This window comes from Pseudomonas rhodesiae, assembly GCF_007858255.1.
GTDB classification, from domain to species: Bacteria; Pseudomonadota; Gammaproteobacteria; order Pseudomonadales; family Pseudomonadaceae; genus Aquipseudomonas; species Aquipseudomonas rhodesiae.
Genome location: NZ_VFEU01000004.1, coordinates 243,864 through 264,896, shown reverse-complemented (window position 1 = coordinate 264,896; position 21,033 = coordinate 243,864). Strand labels below are relative to the sequence as shown.

Annotated in this window: 18 protein-coding genes; 7 read left to right on the top strand and 11 right to left on the bottom strand. The window is 61.7% G+C overall.

What is annotated here, in order from left to right:
* Positions 1–15 precede the first annotated feature (15 nt).
* Genes FIV35_RS08150 through speB form a run of 4 tightly spaced genes read right to left on the bottom strand, consistent with a single transcriptional unit; the run spans position 16 to position 4,313 of the window.
* Positions 16–1,398 carry a sodium:solute symporter family protein gene (locus FIV35_RS08150; protein ID WP_034138900.1) on the bottom strand — a complete coding sequence of 461 codons (1,383 nt, stop codon included), beginning with the start codon at positions 1,396–1,398 and terminating at the stop codon, positions 16–18.
* A gap of 24 nt (positions 1,399–1,422) precedes the next feature.
* Positions 1,423–2,919 (bottom strand): purine-cytosine permease family protein, encoded by a 1,497-nt coding sequence (locus tag FIV35_RS08145; protein WP_034138899.1) that lies wholly within the window; start codon positions 2,917–2,919, stop codon positions 1,423–1,425.
* Positions 2,920–2,940: 21 nt separating this feature from the next.
* Positions 2,941–3,363 carry a YybH family protein gene (locus FIV35_RS08140; RefSeq protein ID WP_034138898.1) on the bottom strand — a complete coding sequence of 141 codons (423 nt, stop codon included), beginning with the start codon at positions 3,361–3,363 and terminating at the stop codon, positions 2,941–2,943.
* Positions 3,363–4,313 (bottom strand): agmatinase, encoded by a 951-nt coding sequence (speB, locus tag FIV35_RS08135; protein ID WP_034099610.1) that lies wholly within the window; start codon positions 4,311–4,313, stop codon positions 3,363–3,365. The genes FIV35_RS08140 and speB overlap by 1 nt, the downstream gene beginning before the upstream one ends.
* Positions 4,314–4,462: 149 nt before the next feature.
* Between speB and FIV35_RS08130 the strand changes: the two genes are divergently transcribed.
* The 7 genes from FIV35_RS08130 (at position 4,463) to FIV35_RS08100 (ending at position 12,208) form a co-directional block, all read left to right on the top strand.
* Positions 4,463–5,356, top strand: a complete 894-nt coding sequence (locus FIV35_RS08130) for a LysR family transcriptional regulator (RefSeq protein WP_034099609.1) — start codon at positions 4,463–4,465, stop codon at positions 5,354–5,356.
* 7 nt (positions 5,357–5,363) lie between these two features.
* Positions 5,364–5,969: a tRNA-uridine aminocarboxypropyltransferase gene (locus tag FIV35_RS08125; protein WP_034138897.1), complete on the top strand. Its 606-nt coding sequence runs from the start codon at positions 5,364–5,366 to the stop codon at positions 5,967–5,969.
* Positions 5,970–6,153: 184 nt separating this feature from the next.
* The gene (gene cysM / locus FIV35_RS08120) at positions 6,154–7,056 is read left to right on the top strand and encodes a cysteine synthase CysM (protein WP_034099607.1); all 903 of its coding nucleotides are present in this window, start codon (positions 6,154–6,156) and stop codon (positions 7,054–7,056) included.
* On the top strand, positions 7,056–8,408 hold the full coding sequence (rlmD, locus tag FIV35_RS08115; RefSeq protein WP_034138896.1) for a 23S rRNA (uracil(1939)-C(5))-methyltransferase RlmD: 1,353 nt from the start codon (positions 7,056–7,058) through the stop codon (positions 8,406–8,408). Before cysM ends, rlmD begins: the two co-directional genes overlap by 1 nt.
* Positions 8,409–8,548: 140 nt before the next feature.
* Complete coding sequence (gene relA / locus FIV35_RS08110) at positions 8,549–10,795, top strand: GTP diphosphokinase (protein ID WP_034099604.1); 2,247 nt, start codon at positions 8,549–8,551, stop codon at positions 10,793–10,795.
* Between the two features lie 8 nt (positions 10,796–10,803).
* Positions 10,804–11,637 (top strand): nucleoside triphosphate pyrophosphohydrolase, encoded by an 834-nt coding sequence (mazG, locus tag FIV35_RS08105; RefSeq protein WP_034138895.1) that lies wholly within the window; start codon positions 10,804–10,806, stop codon positions 11,635–11,637.
* A gap of 25 nt (positions 11,638–11,662) precedes the next feature.
* Entirely contained in the window at positions 11,663–12,208 is a 546-nt protein-coding gene (locus FIV35_RS08100; RefSeq protein ID WP_034099601.1) for a DUF2058 domain-containing protein, read from the top strand.
* An 87-nt stretch (positions 12,209–12,295) separates the two neighbouring features.
* Here FIV35_RS08100 and FIV35_RS08095 read toward each other — a convergent pair whose 3' ends face one another.
* From FIV35_RS08095 to purM, 7 genes are all read right to left on the bottom strand, one after another.
* Complete coding sequence (locus tag FIV35_RS08095) at positions 12,296–14,416, bottom strand: TonB-dependent receptor (protein WP_034138894.1); 2,121 nt, start codon at positions 14,414–14,416, stop codon at positions 12,296–12,298.
* Positions 14,413–15,639 (bottom strand): MFS transporter, encoded by a 1,227-nt coding sequence (locus FIV35_RS08090; protein ID WP_034138893.1) that lies wholly within the window; start codon positions 15,637–15,639, stop codon positions 14,413–14,415. Before FIV35_RS08090 ends, FIV35_RS08095 begins: the two co-directional genes overlap by 4 nt.
* Positions 15,629–17,554, bottom strand: a complete 1,926-nt coding sequence (locus FIV35_RS08085) for an IucA/IucC family protein (protein WP_034138892.1) — start codon at positions 17,552–17,554, stop codon at positions 15,629–15,631. Before FIV35_RS08085 ends, FIV35_RS08090 begins: the two co-directional genes overlap by 11 nt.
* A gap of 371 nt (positions 17,555–17,925) precedes the next feature.
* Complete coding sequence (locus tag FIV35_RS08080) at positions 17,926–18,114, bottom strand: hypothetical protein (RefSeq protein ID WP_034099600.1); 189 nt, start codon at positions 18,112–18,114, stop codon at positions 17,926–17,928.
* Positions 18,115–18,389: 275 nt separating this feature from the next.
* Positions 18,390–19,103 carry a DUF3108 domain-containing protein gene (locus tag FIV35_RS08075; RefSeq protein WP_034138891.1) on the bottom strand — a complete coding sequence of 238 codons (714 nt, stop codon included), beginning with the start codon at positions 19,101–19,103 and terminating at the stop codon, positions 18,390–18,392.
* An 8-nt stretch (positions 19,104–19,111) separates the two neighbouring features.
* Positions 19,112–19,762 carry a phosphoribosylglycinamide formyltransferase gene (purN, locus tag FIV35_RS08070; protein ID WP_034099598.1) on the bottom strand — a complete coding sequence of 217 codons (651 nt, stop codon included), beginning with the start codon at positions 19,760–19,762 and terminating at the stop codon, positions 19,112–19,114.
* The gene (purM, locus tag FIV35_RS08065) at positions 19,762–20,820 is read right to left on the bottom strand and encodes a phosphoribosylformylglycinamidine cyclo-ligase (RefSeq protein ID WP_034138890.1); all 1,059 of its coding nucleotides are present in this window, start codon (positions 20,818–20,820) and stop codon (positions 19,762–19,764) included. The genes purN and purM overlap by 1 nt, the downstream gene beginning before the upstream one ends.
* Positions 20,821–21,033: the final 213 nt, after the last annotated feature.

The window sequence follows — 21,033 nt, the reverse complement described above, 5'->3', positions numbered from 1 at the left end:
AGAAACCGCTTTGTCTCACACCGCCCGAGCTGTCACGCCTTGTGGCTTGCGCGACAGCAAGCTCACCGCGACAAAGCTCACCAGCCCCACCGCCAGGCTGTAGTAGATCGGTGTGTTCGCATCCAGGCCATCCTTGAGCATGAACACCAGCGCCGTCACAAAGCCCAGGGCCATGGAGGCGATCGCGCCGGGTGTGCTGGCGCGTTTCCAGAAGATTGCGCCGATCAGCGGGATCAACATACCGCCTACCAGCAGGTTGTAGGCCAGGGTCAGAGCGCTGATTACGTCGTTGACCACCAACGCAATGCCCAGCACTGTCGCGCCGGTCAGCAGGGTGAACAAGCGGTTGAGGCTCAGGCTCGACTGCTTGCCGCCGCGCAGGCGCGGCAGCAGGTCTTCGGTCAGCACGGTAGAGGCGGCCAGTAGGCCGGCGCTGGCGGTGGACATCATGGCCGCCAGGGCCGCAGCGATCACCAGGCCGCGAATGCCGTCCGGCAGCGACAGTTTCACGATAGCGGCGAAGGCGTTGTTGACGTTGTCCAAGTCCGGGATCAGCACATGGGCCGCCATGCCGATCAATGCACAGGCCAGCCCGTAGAGCACGCAGTAGAAACCGGCGAAGGTTCCGGCGTACTGCGCGACTTTTTCATCACGGGCGGTGAACACCCGCTGCCAGATGTCCTGGCCGATCAAGATGCCGAAGAAGTAGATCATGAAGTAGGTGATGATCGTGTCCCAGCCGATCGCGGTGAAGCTGAAACTCGACGCAGGCAGCTTGGCCACCAGTTCATCCCAGCCACCGACGCGGTACAGGCAGATCGGCAGCAGGATAAACATCAGGCCGACGGTCTTGATCACGAACTGCACGATGTCGGTAAGGGTCAGCGACCACATGCCGCCGATGGTCGAATACACCACCACCACGCCGCCGCCCAGTAGTACCGACACCCAGAACGGCAGGCCGAACAGCACTTGCAGCACGGTGCCGATGGCCAGGATCGAGGTGACGCCGATCATCAGCGCATACGCCAGCATGATCACCGCGCTGGCCTGGCGCGCCATGGGGTTGTAGCGTTTTTCCAACACCTGAGTGACGGTGAAGATCTTGAGCTTGAGCAGCGGCTTGGCCAGAAAAAGATTCAGCGCAATGATCCCCATGCCCAGCGCCGCGCATAGCCAAAAGCCCGAGATGCCATGCACATAGCCCAGGCGCACCGTGCCGACGGTAGACGCGCCACCCAGTACCGTGGCGGCCATGGTGCCCATGTACAGCGACGGGCCCAGGTTGCGGCCGGCCACCAGGTAATCTTCGTGGGTCTTGGCGCGGCGCATGCCGTAATAGCCGAGCACGAGCATGCCGGCGGCGTAGATGAGTACGACGAATAAATCCAAAGCCATGACGGCGAGTCTCCGATTATTGTTTTAGGCGGTTTGCACGCGGGTTGCGGCCAAAGCCCTGGCCGACTCGGTCGGTCCATACACCGACGCCGGCTCCGGGAACACCCGCAATAGCGTCAGGTACACCACCGAAGCCAGCCCCAGGGTCACCGGCAGGCTGATGTCGATGCCGTCGGCCAGGTTGCCCAGCGGCCCGACGAACTGCCCCGGCAGGTTGACGAAGCACAACCCCACCAGCGCGCTGGGAATCCATGCCCCCAAACCGCGCCAGTTCCAGCCGTGGCTGAACCAGTAACGCCCGCCGGTCTCGCCGCGGGTGAACACTTGCAGGTCATCCGGGCAATAGAAGCCGCGGCGCACGATCAGGCCGATGATCATCATCACCATCCACGGCGTGGTGCAGGTGATGATCAGCACGGCGAAAGTCGACACGCTCTGCACCAGGTTGGCGGCGAAACGTCCGATAAAGATGAAGGCAATCGACATCACGCCGATCAGCAATGTCGCCTTGACCCGAGAGAGCACGCGCGGGAATACGCTGGACATGTCCAAGCCGGTGCCATACAGCGAGGTGGTGCCGGTGGACATGCCGCCGATCACCGCGATCAGGCACACCGGCAAGAAGAACCACGTCGGCGCCACCGCCAGCAGGCCGCCGACATAGTTGTTGGCCGCGATGTAATCCGGCGCCTTGACCGCCACGATGGTCGCGGTGGCCAGGCCGAACAGAAACGGAATCAGCGTGGCGATCTGCGCGGCGATCACCGCCAGCATGATGCGCAGTTTCGGCGTCTCGCGCGGGATGTAGCGCGACCAGTCCCCCAGGAACGCACCGAAGGAAATCGGGTTGCTCATGGCCACCAGTGCCGCGCCGATAAAGGCCGCCCAGAAGCCGCTCTGGCCGAGGGCCAAGCTGCCGGCGAAATGGCTGTCGAAGGTCGGTGCGAAGGCAAAGATGCCCAGCAGGAACAGCAGGCTGGCCGCCCACACGGCAATGCGGTTGACCCACAGCATGAAACGAAAGCCATAGATGCACACCGTCAGCACCAGCAGGGCAAACATGCCATAGGCCAGGCCCAGGGTCAGGTCGGTTTCCGGCAGGCCGATCAGACGTTTCGCTCCGCCGACCAGTGCATCCCCCGAACTCCACACCGACAGGGAGAAGAAGGCAATCGCCGTCAGCAATGATAGAAACGAGCCGACAATCCGCCCATGCACACCGAAGTGCGCGCCGGACGACACTGCGTTGTTGGTGCCGTTGAGCGGCCCGAACAGGCCCATGGGCGCCAGGATCAGCGCGCCCACCAGCACACCCAGCACAATCGCCCACACACCGGCCTGGAATGACAGGCCGAACAGTACGGGGAAGGAGCCCAACACGGCGGTGGCAAAGGTATTGGCACCGCCGAAGATCAGTCGGAACAGATCCTTGGGGCTGGCGGTGCGCTCGTGGTCCGGGATCTGTTCGACCCCGTTGGTTTCTATGGTGCGAATACTTTTTTGGTTGTTTTTATTATTCATGATCAGCTCCGATCACATTGGCTAAGGGGGCGGCAGCCCTTCCGGCATAGCGGACAAATGTTCGTGACAGGCCAGCCACAGGCCTTGTTTTTGTTGTGTGCCAGACCCTTGCCGAATAAACACAATGGTCTCGCGTTCCTGGCTGGAGCAGTGCTCCCCATGCATGCGCAACTCGGTGGCCACGTCATGCATAAAAATCGCCACATCCCCGTGCAGGCTGACGTGGGCATTACTCGACGTGCAGGACAGCACCTCGAATCCTTCGTCCCTGCGCCAGCTGTCCCACAACGTCTGGTACGCGTCGCGACTCAGCAACGGCTGGGGCAGGGTATAAAACACAAAGCTGGCATCGGCGGTGAATGCGTCGAAGTAGGCGGCGCGGTCATTGCGTGCGAACGCGGCCACCAGGTCGGCGGCCGCTTGCAGCACCTCGTGCGCGCTCATCAACGGTGCGCCACGCCAGGCAGCACGCAGAGCATTTCGTACAGCAGATTCGCGCCCAGCAGGGAGGTATTTCCGGTGGTGTCGTAGGGCGGCGACACTTCCACCAGGTCGCAACCCACCAAGTCCAGGCCCTGGCAACCGCGGATGATTTCGATCGCCTGAATGGTGGTCAACCCGCCGATTTCCGGGGTGCCGGTGCCAGGTGCCCAGGCCGGGTCGATGCCGTCGATATCGAAGCTCAGGTACACCGGGCCGCCGCCGACTTTTTCCCGCACTTCGGCCATCAGAGGGGCGAGGGAGTGGTGCCAGCATTCTTCGGCCTGGACTACGCGAAAGCCCTGCTTGCGGCTCCAGTTGAAGTCTTCGGCGGTGTAGCCCTGGGCGCGCAGGCCGATCTGCACCACGCGGTCGCAATCGAGCAGGCCTTCTTCCACGGCGCGGCGGAAGGTGGTGCCGTGGGCGATTTTCTCGCCGAACATATGGTCGTTGACGTCGGCGTGGGCATCGATGTGCACCAGTCCGACCTTGCCGTGTTTCTTGTGGATCGCCCGCAGGATCGGCAGGGTAATAGTGTGGTCGCCGCCCAGGGTCAAGGGGATCACGTCGTGTTCGAGGATCTCGTGATACGCCTCTTCGATAATGCGCACGGCATCCAGCAGGTTGAAGGTGTTGATTGCCACGTCACCGATGTCCGCCACCGACAGCGAGTCGAACGGTGCGGCGCCGGTGGCCATGTTGTAAGGGCGGATCATTACCGATTCGGCGCGGATTTCGCGGGGCCCAAAGCGGGTGCCGGCGCGCAGTGAGGTGCCGATGTCCAAGGGCACGCCGATAAACGCGGCGTCCAGGCCCTTGGCCGTTGGCAGGTGGGGCAGGCGCATCATGGTGGCGATGCCGGCAAAGCGCGGCATTTCGTTGCCGCCCAGTGGTTGGTGAAAAATCTTGTCCACGGGAGTGCCTCATCGTTGTTTTGGTTGTTGGGGGCCGATTCTGCGAAAAGCGCGGCGCCGGACAAATCGGCTGAGGCAAATACTTAGTTCAGATTTTTCTAAACTAAAGCAGGCAGGTAGACTGCCGCTCTCAACCCTCGGAGCCGCCCATGGCCAACGCCTTGCCAGACCTGAAACTCCTGCGCATCTTCGTCAGCGTCGTGCGGCACCAGGGGTTCGCCAATGCCCAGCACGAACTCAACCTGTCGACATCGGCTATCAGCACCTATATGAGCCAGCTGGAATCGGCGCTCGGCCTGGTGCTGTGTCATCGGGGGCGCGGCGGCTTCAGCCTGACCAGCAAGGGCGAGTTGTTCCATCAGGAAACCCTGCGCTTGCTGGCCGAGCTGGAAGGCTTCGAGCAGTACGCCGCCGCGCTCAAAGGGGAATTGCGCGGCACCCTCAAGCTCGGCGTGCTGGACTCCACGGTCAGCGACAAGGCGCTGCCGTTCGCTGAAGTGATCGGCGCCTACAGCCAGGAACACCCGGCGGTGCACCTGCATCTGTCGGTCATGAGTCCCTACGAATTGCAGCTCGGCGTCCAGGACAATCGCCTGGATTTGGCGATTGGCGCCTTTTCCAATCGCATGAGCGGGTTGATCTATATGCCGCTGTACCGCGAGCAGCACTGGCTGTATTGCAGCTCGCGGCATCCGCTGTTCGGCGAGCGGCGTATTCCGGAACAGGTGATTACCCAGCAGCGCATGGTTGGACGCGGCTATTGGAGCCAAGCGGAACTGGCGCGCCATGGTTTTAAACACAGCGCGGCGACCGTGGAAAGTATGGAGGCACAGTTGATCCTGGTGCTGTCCGGCGCCTATATCGGTTACCTGCCGGAACACTACGCCCAGGCCTGGGCCGACAAAGGCGATCTGCGGGTATTGTTGCCCGCCACTTTTGGTTATCAGGCACCGTTTTCGATGATCATGCGCCGGGGCCGCAGCCGCGAACCGTTGATCCAGACTTTCCGCGACTTACTTAAAGCTCAGCTCAATCAGGCCTGATACCAGCATGTCCAGACCCCAATGTTCCCGTTGCCTGAGGCCCGCCGCCCATTGCTTGTGCGCGCTGATTCCCCGTCTGGATAGCCGCACTCGGGTGTTGCTGTTGCAGCATCCGAGCGAGGTCAACCATGCGCTCAATACCGCGCGCCTGGCGGCATTAGGTTTGAACAATGCGCAACTGGTGGTGGGCGAGGTGTTCGATGATCTGCCGACCTTGTTGAACCCTCCCGGCTATCAGGCACGGCTGTTGTTTCCCGCTGACGACGCCCAGCCATTGCACGCTTATGGGCCCGACGACCAGCCGCTGTTGCTGGTGGTCCCCGACGGCACCTGGCGAAAAGCACGTAAATTGCTGCACCTGAATCCGTTGTTGGCGGCGTTGCCACGGGTGTCGCTGGCCGAGGGCGGTGTGTCGCGCTATCGGCTGCGCAAGGCGCCCGGGCCGGGAGCCTTGTCGACGGTTGAAGCAATTGCGCAGGCATTGCAGGTGCTGGAGGCACCCACTTCTTTCGAGCCGCTGCTCAAACCTTTTGAAGCATTGATCGACGGGCAGATTGCGGCGATGGGGGACGAGGTTTTCCAGAAGAATCATGGCGGCGGGCATTGGGAGTAGGCATGGGCGTTGCAGCATGAAAATGCGCTCGCATGTGGGAGGGGCCAGCCCCCAATAGGGCCCTCACAGCTGCCCATTTCCCTCGCTTATTCCCATAAGCCATAAGTACCGCACTTTGCGTGATATGGCCCGCCGACCTTTCCCGGTATGATGTGCGCCCCGCAGTCTGGATTGCGAATACGCCATGACCTTGCAGTACCCCACTATCGCCGATTGCGTCGGCAACACGCCCCTGGTCCGCTTGCAACGCATGGCGGGTGAAACCAGCAATACCCTGTTGCTCAAGCTCGAAGGGAACAACCCGGCCGGCTCGGTAAAAGACCGCCCGGCGCTGTCGATGATCACCCGCGCCGAGTTGCGCGGGCAGATCAAACCGGGTGACACCCTGATCGAAGCCACCTCGGGCAACACCGGGATCGCCCTGGCCATGGCCGCCGCGATCAAGGGTTACAAAATGATCCTGATCATGCCCGACAACGGCAGCGCCGAGCGCAAGGCGGCAATGACCGCCTATGGCGCCGAGTTGGTGCTGGTGACCCAGGAAGAAGGCATGGAAGGTGCCCGCGACCTCGCCGAGCGCATGGCCGCCGCAGGCCGTGGCCTGGTGCTCGACCAGTTCGCCAACGGGGATAACCCTGAGGCGCACTACACCAGCACCGGCCCGGAAATCTGGCGCCAGACCCAGGGCACCATCACCCATTTCGTCAGTTCCATGGGCACCACCGGCACCATCATGGGCAACTCGCGTTACCTCAAGGAGCAGAACCCGGCGATCCAGATCGTCGGCCTGCAACCGATGGAAGGCGCGGCCATCCCCGGCATTCGCCGCTGGCCAGAAGCCTATCTGCCGAAGATCTACAACGCCTCGCGGGTCGATCGCATCATCGACATGGCCCAGCGCGAAGCCGAAGACACCACCCGCCGCCTGGCCCGTGAAGAAGGCATCTTCTGCGGCGTTTCCTCCGGCGGTGCGGTGGCCGGCATGCTGCGGCTGTCGAAAGAAGTCGAAAACGCGGTGATCGTCGCGATCATCTGTGACCGAGGCGACCGTTACCTGTCGACCGGCATTTTCGACGAACCCAACTGATGGCCAAGCACGACAGAGGCCTGCGCTTCCAACCGACGGGCGGCAGCCGGGCCCCACAAATTCCCGTGGGCAAGAAACAACGCCTGACCATCGAGCGCCTGGCCAATGACGGGCGCGGCATCGTGTTCTTCGAAGGACGCACCTGGTTCGTCAATGGCGCCCTGGCCGGTGAAGAGGTCGAAGCGCGGGTGTTGGGCACCCACGGCAAAGTGGTCGAAGCCCGCACCGAGCGGGTGTTCAGCGCCAGCGAACTGCGCCGCCCTGCACCTTGCGCGCATTTCGGCCGCTGCGGCGGCTGCAGCGTGCAGCATCTGGCGCATGACCAACAACTCGCCCTGAAACAGCGCATGCTCGCCGAGCAACTGTCCCGTGTGGCCGGTATCGAGCCATCGGAATGGGCGGCGCCGTTGAGTGGCCCGGAATTCGGCTACCGTCGCCGCGCCCGCGTGGCCGTGCGCTGGGACGCCAAGGCCAAGACCCTTGAAGTGGGTTTTCGCGCGGTGGCCAGCCAGGACATTGTTGCCATCGATGAATGCCCGGTGCTGGTACAGGCCTTGCAACCGATCATGCAGCGCCTGCCGAACATGCTGCGCCGCTTGAGCAAACCTCAAGCCCTGGGGCATGTGGAGTTGTTCAGCGGGTCGTCCATCGCTGTGTTGTTGCGGCATATGGCGCCGTTGTCCGAAGCGGACCTGCTGGTGTTGAAAGAATTCTGCGCGTTCCATGACGCTCAATTGTGGCTCCAGGGGGAGGGGCAACCGGCACCGGTGGAGCCCGATCTGACCCTGGGATTTGGCTTGGAAGCCTGGGATCTGGAGCTGGCGTATCGCCCAGGGGATTTTGTTCAGGTCAACGCCGGGGTCAATGAGGCGATGGTGGCCCAGGCCCTGGAATGGCTGGCGCCGCAACCCGACGAGCGGGTGCTGGATCTGTTTTGCGGTCTGGGCAACTTCGCCTTGCCATTGGCGCGCCAGGTGCGTGAAGTGGTCGCGGTAGAAGGTGTGCAGACCATGGTGGACCGGGCGGCGCTCAACGCCGTCAGCAACAATTTGCATAATGCGCGGTTTTTTCAGGCCGATTTGTCTCAGCTTTTGACTGACGCAGAATGGGCCAAGCAGGGCTTTTCTGCGGTACTCTTGGACCCACCTCGCGACGGTGCTCAGGAGGTGGTGCGCAAGCTCGCCACCCTGGGGGCCAAGCGTCTGGTGTATGTGTCCTGCAACCCGGCGACGCTGGCGCGGGACACGGTTGAGTTGGTCAAGCAAGGCTACCGGCTAAAACGTGCCGGGATCCTCGATATGTTTCCGCAGACAGCGCATGTCGAGGCCATGGCGTTATTTGAAGCGGGCTAGGATGCCCGTTTAATCCGACTGGCCTGCATTCTCCAGGGCCGTGATCCGCCAGGGAATCTGCAGGGGTGAGCTTTAGTGATAAAGCAGGTTGGCGATGATTTTTGACGCATCGAAGGTGCGTCGTAGGGAAGGTAAGCAAGATGGTACAGGTGAGAGCACACCAGCCGATCAACACTGACGGCAGTATCAATCTCGAGGCATGGCTGGATCATGCGGTCAGTGTCGATCCGGCACTGGACCGTGAAGCCTTGAAGGCCGCCTGCGAGTTCGCCCGTGAGTCTGAGCAACAGGACAACGCGGCGAAGAACCTGTGGGCCGAAGGCACTTCAAGTTTTCGCACCGGCCTTGAGATCGCCGAGATCCTCGCCGATCTCAAGCTGGACCAGGATTCGCTGATCGCCGCCGTGCTCTATCGCGGCGTGCGCGAAGGGCATATTCCGTTGCCAACGGTCAGCCAGCGCTTCGGTGCGGTGGTGGCCAAACTGATCGACGGCGTGCTGCGCATGGCCGCCATCAGTGCCAGCCTCAGCCCGCGCCAGTCCATGGTGCTGGGTACCCAGGGCCAGGTCGAGAACCTGCGCAAGATGCTGGTGGCGATGGTCGACGATGTGCGCGTGGCCCTGATCAAGCTGGCCGAACGCACCTGTGCGATCCGTGCGGTCAAGAACGCCGACGACGAGAAACGCAACCGCGTCGCCCGCGAGGTCTTCGATATCTACGCGCCCCTGGCGCACCGCCTGGGTATCGGCCATATCAAGTGGGAGTTGGAGGACCTGTCCTTTCGCTACCTGGAGCCCGATCAATACAAACAGATCGCCACGCTCTTGCACGAGCGCAGGCTGGATCGCGAGCGCTTCATCACCGATGTGATGAACCAACTGCGTTCCGAGCTGCAGGCCACCGGGGTCGAGGCTGACATCAGTGGCCGCGCCAAACACATCTATTCCATCTGGCGCAAAATGCAGCGCAAGGGCCTGGCTTTCAGCCAGATCTACGACGTGCGTGCCGTGCGCGTGCTGGTGCCGGAAATGCGCGACTGCTACACCGCGCTGGGCATCGTCCACACCCTGTGGCGGCACATTCCCAAGGAATTCGACGACTACATCGCCAACCCCAAGGAAAACGGCTACCGCTCGCTGCACACAGCGGTGATCGGCCCCGAGGGCAAGGTCCTGGAAGTGCAGATCCGCACCCATGCCATGCACGAGGAGGCAGAGCTGGGGGTGTGTGCGCACTGGCGCTACAAGGGCACCGACGTCAAGGCTGGCTCCAATCAGTACGAGGAGAAAATCTCCTGGCTGCGCCAAGTGCTGGAATGGCACGAAGAACTCGGCGACATCGGCGGCCTGGCCGAACAACTGCGGGTCGATATCGAACCGGACCGGGTCTACATCTTTACCCCGGACGGCCACGCCATCGACTTGCCCAAGGGCGCCACGCCGTTGGACTTCGCCTACCGCGTGCACACCGAGATCGGCCATAACTGCCGGGGCGCCAAGATCAACGGGCGCATCGTGCCGCTCAACTACAGCCTGCAGACCGGTGAACAGGTCGAGATCATCACCAGCAAACACGGCACCCCCAGCCGCGACTGGCTGAACCCGAACCTGGGTTACATCACCACATCACGGGCGCGGGCCAAGATCGTCCATTGGTTCAAACTGCAGGCCCGCGACCAGAACGTCGCCGCCGGCAAGACCCTGATCGAACGCGAACTGGCGCGCCTGGGGCTGCCCCAGGTGGACTTCGACAAGCTGGCCGAAAAGGCCAATATGAAGATTGCCGAGGACATGTTCGCCGCCCTCGGTGCCGGCGACCTGCGCCTTGCGCAGTTGGTCAACCTGGCCCAGCAACTGGTGGAGCCGGAGCGCGGCAACGAACAACTGGAGCTGATCCCACGCAAAGCCACCGGCTACAAGCCTGGCAAGCGCGGCGATATCCAGATCCAGGGCGTGGGCAACCTGATGACGCAGATGGCCGGTTGCTGCCAGCCGCTGCCGGGCGATGCCATCGTCGGCTACATCACCCAGGGTCGTGGCGTGAGCATTCACCGTCAGGACTGCGCTTCGGTGTTGCAGCTGGCCGGGCGTGAGCCGGAGCGCATCATTCAGGTCAGTTGGGGGCCGGTACCGGTGCTCACCTATCCGGTGGACATCATCATCCGCGCCTACGACCGTTCGGGGTTGCTGCGCGACGTCTCGCAAGTGTTGCTCAACGAGCGGATCAACGTGTTGGCGGTCAACACCCGCTCGAATAAAGAAGACAACACCGCGTTGATGTCACTGACCATCGAGATTCCCGGGCTGGATGCGCTGGGGCGGTTGCTGGGGCGGATTTCCCAGTTGCCGAACATCATCGAGACGCGGCGTAATCGCACGCCATCATGAGTAGCCCGATGTACAGCCTCGAAGACCTGCTGCACTTGATGAATCGCCTGCGGGACCCGCAATACGGGTGCCCGTGGGACATCAAGCAAACCTACGCGAGCATCGTCCCGCACACCCTCGAAGAAGCCTACGAGGTGGCCGATGCCATCGAGCGTGGCGACTTCGATCACTTGCAGGGCGAGCTCGGCGATTTGCTCTTTCAGGTGGTGTATTACAGCCAGCTGGCGCGGGAAGAAGGGCGCTTTGAATTTGCCGGGGTGGTCGACAGCATTACTCGCAAGCTGATTCGGCGTCACCCCCATGTGTTCCCGACCGGCGATCTGTATGCGCCGCTGGATGTCCCGCGACTCAGCGAAGAACAGGTCAAGGAACGCTGGGAGCAGATCAAGGCCGAGGAGCGCGCGGAAAAGTCCGACGCACCGCAGCAGCTTTCACTGCTCGACGATGTGCCCAGCGCCTTGCCGTCCCTGTCCCGTGCCGCCAAGTTGCAGAAACGCGCCAGCCAGGTCGGTTTCGACTGGCCATCGGCGTTGCCGGTGGTGGACAACGTGCGCGAAGAGTTGGATGAAGTCCTCGAAGCCATGGCCGATAACGACCCGGCGGCCATTGCCGATGAAGTCGGCGACCTGCTGTTCGCGGCGGTCAACCTGGCCCGTCACCTCAAGGTCGACCCCGAAACCGCGCTGCGTGGCGCCAATGCCAAATTCGAACGACGCTTCCGATTTATCGAACAGGCATTGCGCGAGACCCAGCGTCCCATGGAAGATTGCACCCTCGAAGAGTTGGACGCCCTGTGGGGCGAAGCCAAACGTCAGGAAAAGAACGTGTCCAGCTGCGGTTGAGCAGTTGCCTAAGTGAGTAAGCACCATGAGCCTTTCCCTTCGCGACCAGTTGCTCAAAGCAGGTCTGGTCAATCAAAAGCAGGCCAAGCAGGTCGGCAAAGAGAAACAGAAGCAGCAACGTCTGGTCCACAAAGGGCAGGCCGAAGCCGATGACACCCAGGCACGCCTGGCCCTTGAGGCCAAGGCCGAAAAGATCAAGCGCGACCAGGAACTGAACCGCCAGCAGCAGGAAAAAGCCGAGGCCAAGGCCCGTGCGGCCCAGGTCAAGCAACTGATCGAAACCTCGCGCCTGCCCAAGTTGACCACCGAGGACTACTACAACTTCGTGGATGACAAGAAGGTCAAGCGCCTGTCGGTCAACACGTTGATGCGCAACAAACTGAGCAACGGCTCCCTGGCGATCGTGCATCACGGCGGCGGTTACGAAGTGATCCCGCGGGAGGCCGCGTTGAAGATCCAGGAGCGCGCACCCGAGCGCATCGTACAGCTCAATATCCTCACCGAGAGCCAGGTGCCGGACGAGGATGATCCATACGCGGCTTACCAGATCCCTGACGACCTGATGTGGTAAGCGGCGCATCGTGCTGCGAATAACAAACCCCGCTCAATGGCGGGGTTTGTTTTGCTTCTTGAAGCGCTTTTACGAGGGGAGTTTCTCTCACCAATCCACGGCGTAACTCAAGCTGAAGGTGCGCCCCTCTGCGTTCGGATAGGGCGCGCGCGCATTTGCCTGGGCAAACATGTTCTGGTAGTTGCGATTAGTCAGGTTGTAGACCGCGCCTTCGAGGCGCCCCACCGGCAACCGCACCGATCCCAGCAGATCGGCCAACGTATAGCCCTTGATATCGCGACCGTTATTGTCCTTGAACGCGACGTCGTAGTCGGCCAGGCGCATACCTTGCAGGCGCAGGCTGTAGTCGCCGCGGTCATAGCCGATAAAGGCGGTAGTCTTGGCTGGCGCGATGCGCGTGGCCGGAAGGTCGATCCATTGGCCGTTCTGGCGCGTCTCGCCCTTGGCGTAGGCGTAGGTTCCGCCGACTGACCACTCATCGGTAACGTTATACGTCAGGCTGGTTTCGATACCGCGCACGCGTTCTTTCTGGCTGACCAGGCGCAGCACGCGGTCGTTGGCATCGTAGAACTGTGTGACGTCCGAGGTGTTTTCATACGCGGTGACATTGGCCAGCCACTTGTCCCAATTGCCACGCCAGCCCAGCTCGTAGCTATCGACTTTCAGCGCCTGGGCATTAAGGTTCTGGATATCGTATCGACTGCTCACGTCACGCAGAAAACGCTGGATATCCGGTAGGGAAAACCCCTGGCTGAAATTGACGAACACATCCTGGTTTTCGCTCAGGTGGTACACCGCGCCCAGGTTGTAGAGGGTGTCGTCATACTTGAGGGTGCCCCCCGGCAGCGTCGCGCGATTGCCGGTCTGCACGATTTCGCCGTAGGCGATGCTGTCGTCCACGTCGCTTTCGATCCATTCGCGGCGCACACCCCCGCGTAGGGTCCAGTCATCAATGTCGTAGGACAGCTGCCCGAAGATGGCTTTGGTAGTGGTCTGGATGTCCGGGCCCAACTCGAAGGTAGTGCCGGTCTTGGTGTAGGTCAGGCCATTGACCCGGTACTGGTCACCGCGTTGGCGGGATGTCTCGTGATCGTAATCCGCGCCCCACACCAGGTTGCCGGTGGCGCGGCCGATGTCTGGCATTTGCGTGTCGATGGCGGCGCGTAGGCCGTACACGTCCTGCACGCTGTTATTGTCCGACACCCCGGCGCGGCCCCGCGACAGGTCCGGGAAGAACAGCGCGTCGGCGCGGCGCCAGTAACTTTCCACCTGCAGGCCCTGACCGTAGAAGTCCCGGTCGGTGTAGTTGAGGTTGACGGCCTGGTTATGGGTGGACGGCTGGTCGTCCAGATCCAGGCCTTTGACCGCAACAGCAGCGCTGGTGATGCGTGGGTTCTTGGTGTAGCGGGTATCTTGTTCGTCCTTGTAGTCCTGCAGCGACAGGCTGATCTTTTTGTCGTCATCCAACTCGTAGCCGAAACGGCCTTGCAGGTCGTAGGTGTCGGTGTCCATGTTGCTGCCCTGGGACGTGTCCTGGGGGATGCGCTTGCCGTTGCCGTCGAACTGGTCGTTGCGTTGCACGGTATTGGCCGACAAATACCAATCCACCGGGCCCTGGCGGCCGGTGGCGCTCTGGAATGCCTCGTAGGCAAAGCCTTTATGGTTGAAATTGTTGCCGGAGGTCATGCCGATCTTGCTGCTGAACGCCAGGTCCTCACCTTTGTTGCGCTTGGTGATGATGTTGATGATGCCGCCGGAGGCACCCGCACCGTAGACACTGCTGGCGCCGGAAATTACTTCGATGCGCTCGATGCTCTCCGGCGCCACGCTGTTGAGCTGGCGGAAGTTGTCGCGCGTGGCGTTCTGGGACACGCCGTCGATCAGGATCAGCGTATTGCGCCCGCGCAGGGTCTGGCCGAAGTTACTCATTCCGCCGCTGGAAGGGGCGATGCCCGGCACCAACTGCCCGAGGATGTCCGCGACCCGGCGCCCGGCGCCCGTTTGCTGGCGGATCTGGGCTTCGTCGATGACCTGCACCGAACCCGGGATCGCCGCGATGCTGGTTTCATTGCGCGTGGCCGAGACCACGGTTGCCTGCAACTGCAGGTTAGTGGGAGCTTCCTGGGTTTGCTCCGCGGTATCGGCCCAGGCAGCATTGCTGAGTGAGCCGAGGAAGGGCAGTAGAAGTGCCAAGTGTGTTTTGTTCATGACCTTGCCTTTGAGTTATTAGAAGTATTGACAGAAAAATCGGACGGCTCAGGCGCGCGCGCCAGCCCGCGGATCCCCCGGATGCCCACGGCCGCCACGGCATAGGTGAGCGCGACCAGCCAGAAGCTGTGCGCCAGGCCCACCATCCCCATGCCGATACCGCCGATCAACGCGCCACACAGCGCGCCGGCCTTGGCGGCGCTATTACCCAGTCCAAGGGCAAACCCTTGCTGGCTGGGGGGCACGGTGCTGGCGATCAACGTATAAGCCACAGGCAGCAATGCGCCTTGCCATACGCCCCACAGCAACCGACTGGCGAGGAACCCCAGCCACTCGCTGGCCATGGCGGTGAATGCCAGCGTCAGGGCGCAGGCCCATGTGACCCATTCGATGATGCGCAGCGTATGCGCCGGTGGGTGCCGGTCGAACAGGCGACCCCACAGCGGCGCGGAAAGCGCCAGGGTGAGCGCGCTGGCGGCATAGCTGGCGCCAATCAACCACGCCGGCGCGTGCAGCACATCGGCCACGTACAGCGCGTAGAACGGCTGCGGCATCATTTTGGCTGCCTGGATCAACACGATGATGCCAAGCATCGCGCCGAGCCAGCCCTTGGGCAGCGCGGAGCGGGTCGCGTTGCGCGCCGGTCGTGCGCGCGGTGCATCGCTGGGCAGCCACAGGCTGAGCGCTGCGCAGAGCAGGCAGACCGCAGTGGCGCTGTAGCACAGCAGGGCGAAACCCGAGACGTCCATCAGCCAGCCGCCCAATACCGGGCCTGCCAGGGAACCCACGGCGGTCGCCGATTGCAGCCGCGCTAGGATGTGCCCGCGTCCGCCGTCGCCGCAGCACGCCAGAGCGTAGGCCTGGGCCGCTGCGATAAAGCCCGCCAACGCGCCTTGCACCACCCTGATTGCCACCAGCAACCAAGGATCCTGTGCGATCGCTGCCAGCGCCTGGCACACCGCCAGCGCCAGTAGTGCGCGCAGGATCATCGGCTTGTGACCGGTGCGGTCACCCAGGCGGCCCCACATCGGTGTCAGGAGCATCGCCGCCATCATCGGCCCGGCGTACACCAGAGCTGACAGCAGCCCAGTGTAATGAGCATCGGCAACGCCGAGCAGTTTCTGGATTTGCAACGGCCAGAAAGGCCCGCTCATTTCCATGGCGCCCATCGACACCAACTGAATCATCACCAGCAACCGCAACGCCGTACGGTCAGAGCTCATTGGCGGCGGCACTCAGCGGGTTGGGCAGCCGCCCGACAATATCGGCGTGACTTTCCAACAGGCGCATGCGCATAAACGATTTGGCCGGCCATGCCTGCTCCAGCAGTGCGGCGCGTTCGGTCCGCCAGCGTTGGGGCTCGACCTGGTCGCGCAGCGCGTCGAAACACTGGCTGACCTGGGCTGACAGTTCATCCCACAGCTGCGCCTCGGGCATTTCGAAATGACGCGCGCTGAGCAGTACCAGCTCGCCCAAATGACACATGAAAACCGTATGCAGCAACTTGTCGCGTACAAAGCTGGCGTCGTCGTACAAGGTCATTTTCGGGTCGTGCAGCTCAATGTCCAGACCCTGGGCATGCAAGGTCTTGCGGTCGATACGGATATCGCCGAAGTCGCGCAGCAATAGGCGGCTCAGTTGCCCGTCGTCGCTCATGACCATAAAGGAGTTCTGCTGATGGGCCTCGAACGCGACGCCGTAGCGCAGGTACATGCCCAACAGCGCCGGCACCGTGATCGCGGCGTAATCACGGAAAAACGCGCGCATGCCTTGGGCATCGTCCCGGCCCTGGCTCAGGCGTACCCAGTGTCGCAGCAGCGGTTCGCCGTGCTGGTCGAGGGCGAACAGGCTGCCGACCGGCACAGCCATTTCCCCCGATTGCAGCTGGCTAAGCGGGTTATCGCGGTACAGCACGGCGAGGTGACGGGAATGTTCGTCGTTGGCCGGTTGCGGCTTGAAGTGCACGCCGATTCGCTCCGGTACGATGCTAAGCCGCTTGGAGATACCCGGCTCACGGGAAAGAATGCTCAACAATAGCTCGCTGATACGCGGCCCCATACGCGCCGAACGTGGTGAAACGGTACGCTGCACGCTGGTCAGGCGCAGCGAGACTGGCAGCTTGACCATCGGTGCATCGCAGCGGCCGTCCGGCAATACGGTGCGAAAAGACATGGTGGGGTGGGCTGTAAACGCGACAATCTCGGTGAGCACCAGCAGCCGATCGCTGATCTCATTGGCGAACAGCTGTGGCAACTCCTGGCGAGCCTGCCAGGGGTGAGCGGGCAGCGGTAGATAGTCGGCGGGTGCAAGGCCTTGCGCGGTCAGCACGTCGGCCAATTCCCGGGCGGCCTGGGGAAAATGCTGTTGCCACCACGGCCAGTAATCCGCAGAACCGGCCAGCGTTTCAACGTGTGCGTATTGACGGTGCAAGGCGCACAGCAACACCGGGAAGCGCGCTTCGAACTCCGGCGAGAACGCGATCACCTGCTCGGTGCTCAAGCCCAGTTTAGTTTTGTAGTTGGGGTGCCAGGGATGGCCCAGCGTGCCCCATTGCTCCAACACGCAGGTCGGGTTGGCGACGTGTGGGTCCTGCTTGAGATAGCTGAGCAGGTTGCCCGCGTGGGCAGCTGGCATGGAGGCCTGAAGCTTCAGCGTCCAATGCGCGTGAAAGGCCAGGCACAGCGTGTCGTTCACGAAGCTGTCGTCGATTTCAGTGTTCAGACGATTCAGTACATCCGGCGCGGCAGGGGTTTGAAGCGTACTGTTGAGCAGCGTCAGCAATTGCGAGGGGAATTGCAGTTTGAGCGCCGGCTGACCCTCGCGCACATGCACGACGCGTCCGCGCAGGTCCCAGCTGGCCATACGGCCTGGGCGCAGATGCTCGAAGCACAGGCGCGACTGGTCCGGCAACACCAGCCAGCAATGGCCATGACCGTCGTAGGTACAGGTGTCGGGAGCCAGCAGCGCTTCGCGCAGCAGTGCCTGGAGCAGCCGTTGGAAGCTACGTTCAGCGGCAGGTTGCAAGGTGCCGGCAAGGTCTTCGAGGGTGATGTGGTTCGCCTGGAAGGGCGAAGTGGCCAGTGCTTCGCTCCAACGTGCGAGCAGGGACGATTCAGGCGTCATGCTGTTTCCGTACATCAAGTCGAATTCCTTATCCTGGGTACTGAGTCGAAGGCGGCGCGATAGTATCGAGAACCATTATCAAATGTCTATTTTTTGTTACTCGAATAGACGCCCACGTTTATTCGCGCTTGGCTGGGGCGGGGTGTCTCAAGGCAATTGTGTCGCTTTGGAGGCGGGAAGGCGGGCTTGGGAGGCTCTGGAATGGGCCCGTTCAGGGTTTTCAACGCAGCCCGTAGTACGCAGATGCAACTTTTGTAAGACGTGTCTGGTTTCTTACGGTGATTTAAAAAGTACCGTCTTGACCACGCAAAACCCCGCTCGAAGGCGGGGTTTTGTTTCGCAGGTGCTCCGTGTCGTGGACGCAGCGCCTGCGCACTATCAGCGGTTCAGGCGCTTTCTGCCTGGCGTCTCATCTCAAGCATTTCAAGCTCGTTCTTATAGTTCTGAGCGTCGCTTTCGTTATGAAACATGCCGACCAGCAGGTCTTGTTGGTGTACATCCCAGATGTGAATCCCATGGCCCAACGCTTCATGGGACATATGTGCATCGTCGCGTTCAGTTACTTTTACAGTCATCTGCTTGCTCCAATCTCTGGTGGATCTGCGGCAAGTCGTCGCAGGCTTTTGTTATATGTTTTGTTAGCTTGCTAAGTAAACCGCTTTTGCCTGCAACAATTCATTGCACGAAACGCAACAGTGCTGCGGGCCCCGTTAACCGCGACATTGCGCCGCAGTGCCGTGGGTTTGATGACAAAAGTTTCATGTGAAAGGGCTTGCCCCATCCTGTGCGAGCGAGAAAAACAGGCGAAAAAAAGCCCCGCATTCGCGAGGCTTTCAGTCGTATCGATCGATCAGCTGCCTTTGACCGCGTTACCGTCAACGGTGCCGTCTTGCAGCATGATGTTGTATTCCTTGCCGTCGGTCTCGACCTGGCGCAGGGCTACCAGAATGCCGCCCTGGTCCTTGGCAAACCACATCTGGGTGATGCGCTTGCTTTGCGTCGGATCACGCACCCGCTCGACCTTGATGGCGTCGATGGAGCCGACCTTGGTCTGAACCTTTTCCGGGCCGATCACGCGGAAGTCGTAGGTGTCGACATCGGTGCCTTCCACCACGTTGTAGCTCATGCTCTTTTTGCCGGCCGCGACATCGCGCTGCAGGGCCAACTGGTAGGTCGACTTATCGAGCATGCCGCTTTGCAGGGGTACATTCACGGCATCTTTGTTTTCGAAACCGGTGACTTTCTTGGCTGCCTGATCGAAGTCCAGGTTGATTTTCTTGGCTTTGCCCAGGCCGCCGCGTTCGAAGGTGTAGCTCTTCGGTTGCAGGCTGTCCTTGTCAAACAGAATCACGCTGGTTTCGGTCAGGCTGGCAATCATCATGGAAGCCTTGAAGTTCAAGGTCCACGTGCCGTCGCTATTCTTGGTCAGGCTGCGTTCGGCCGAACCACTCATGGGCAACTGTTTCCAGTCGGCGGTGTAGCTTACGGAGAAGGGATGAAGGTCTGCCGCTTGCACCGCAGGCAAGGCGAACAGCGCAAAAGCGAAGAGCAAGGCACGACGCATAAAATCTCCTAGGTTCGAATCAAGTGGCCGCTGGCCGCGAGTAACTGGCCGTCCAATAATGCACCCTGGTCACCGAGAATCAACCGCCCCTCGGCAAACCAGCGAACCGCCAGCGGGTAAATCCTGTGTTCCTGGGTGTGAACCCGTTGCGCAAGCGTCTGCGCCGAGTCATCCGACTCTACCGGAACCACTGCCTGTACGACCAGAGGCCCGCCATCGAGTTCCTCGGTGACGAAGTGCACGCTGCAGCCATGCTCGCGGTCACCGGCATCAATGGCACGTTGGTGCGTGTGCATGCCCTTGTATTTGGGTAGCAGGGAAGGGTGGATATTCAGCAGACGCCCGGCGTAATGACGCACGAAGTCAGCGCTGAGGATGCGCATGAAACCGGCCAGTACCACGAGCTTGGGATCGAAGGCGTCGATCAGCTCCACCAGGGCGCGATCAAAAGCCTCGCGGCCGTCGAACGCCTTGTGATCCAGGGAGCGGGTTTCGATTCCCGCGTCCCTGGCGCGCTGCAGCCCATAGGCGTCGCTGCGGTTGGAGATCACCGCAGCGATGCGCACCGGGCTGTCGCCGGTGCGCGTGCTGTCGATCAGGGCCTGCAAGTTACTGCCGGTGCCGGAGAGCAGCACCACGACATCACAGGTTGCCGGCATCAGTGCGCCTTAAGGTTCTTCAGTTCAACCTGGGCCGCGCCTTCCGGAGCGGTGGCGATCTGGCCGATGACCCAAGGCTGCTCGCCGGCTTCGCGCAATACGTTCAGCGCGGTTTCCACATGTTCCTGCGCCACGCAGATGACCATGCCCACGCCGCAATTCAGCACACGGTGCATTTCGGTTTCGTTGACGTTGCCTTGTTCCTGCAACCAATCGAACACCGCAGGACGCTGCCAGCTGGCGACGTCGACAATAGCCTGAGCGCCTTTTGGCAGGACGCGCGGGATGTTGTCCAGCAGGCCGCCACCGGTGATGTGGGCCATGGCCTTCACGGCGCCGGTGTCCTTGATCAGCTTGAGCAACGGCTTGACGTAGATGCGGGTCGGCGCCATCAGCAGGTCGGTCAGTGGCTTGCCGTCGAGCTGGGTGTTTTCGATGTCGGCACCCGACACTTCGATGATTTTGCGGATCAGCGAGTAGCCGTTGGAGTGCGGACCGGAGGATGGCAGGGCGAGCAGGGCGTCACCGGCGGCCACTTTGGAGCCGTCGATGATGTCGGCTTTTTCTACAACGCCGACGCAGAAGCCGGCCAGGTCGTAGTCTTCGCCTTCGTACATGCCGGGCATTTCAGCGGTTTCGCCGCCTACCAGGGAGCAACCCGACAGTTCGCAGCCAGCGCCGATACCGGTAACCACTTGTGCGGCGGTGTCCACGTTCAGCTTGCCGGTGGCGTAGTAGTCGAGGAAGAACAGCGGCTCGGCGCCACATACCACCAGGTCGTTGACGCACATGGCCACCAGGTCGATGCCGATGCTGTCGTGCTTGTTCAGGTTCAGGGCCAGGCGCAGCTTGGTGCCCACGCCGTCGGTGCCGGACACCAGGACTGGCTGCTTGTAGCCGGCCGGGATCTCGCAGAGGGCGCCAAAACCGCCCAGGCCGCCCATGACTTCGGGGCGCGCAGTGCGCTTGGCGACGCTCTTGATGCGTTCGACCAATGCTTCACCGGCGTCGATGTCTACACCGGCGTCCTTGTAGCTCAGGGAGGGTTGCTTGCTCATGATCCAGGCCTTTAGGGGGGATTTCTGGGTAACGACCGAGCGGGCGGGGGCTTTTGTAAAAAGGCCCAGCCGTTGACGGTCTGCGAAGGCGCGCGATTTTATCAGGCTTGAGGGGCAGCGGCCATCCTCGGGCCGACGGGCAGGGCCATATCGGCTAAAAAAGGCGATTAAAAAAATGCTAATCGACTCGGCTTCAGCGCCTATTAAGGTATA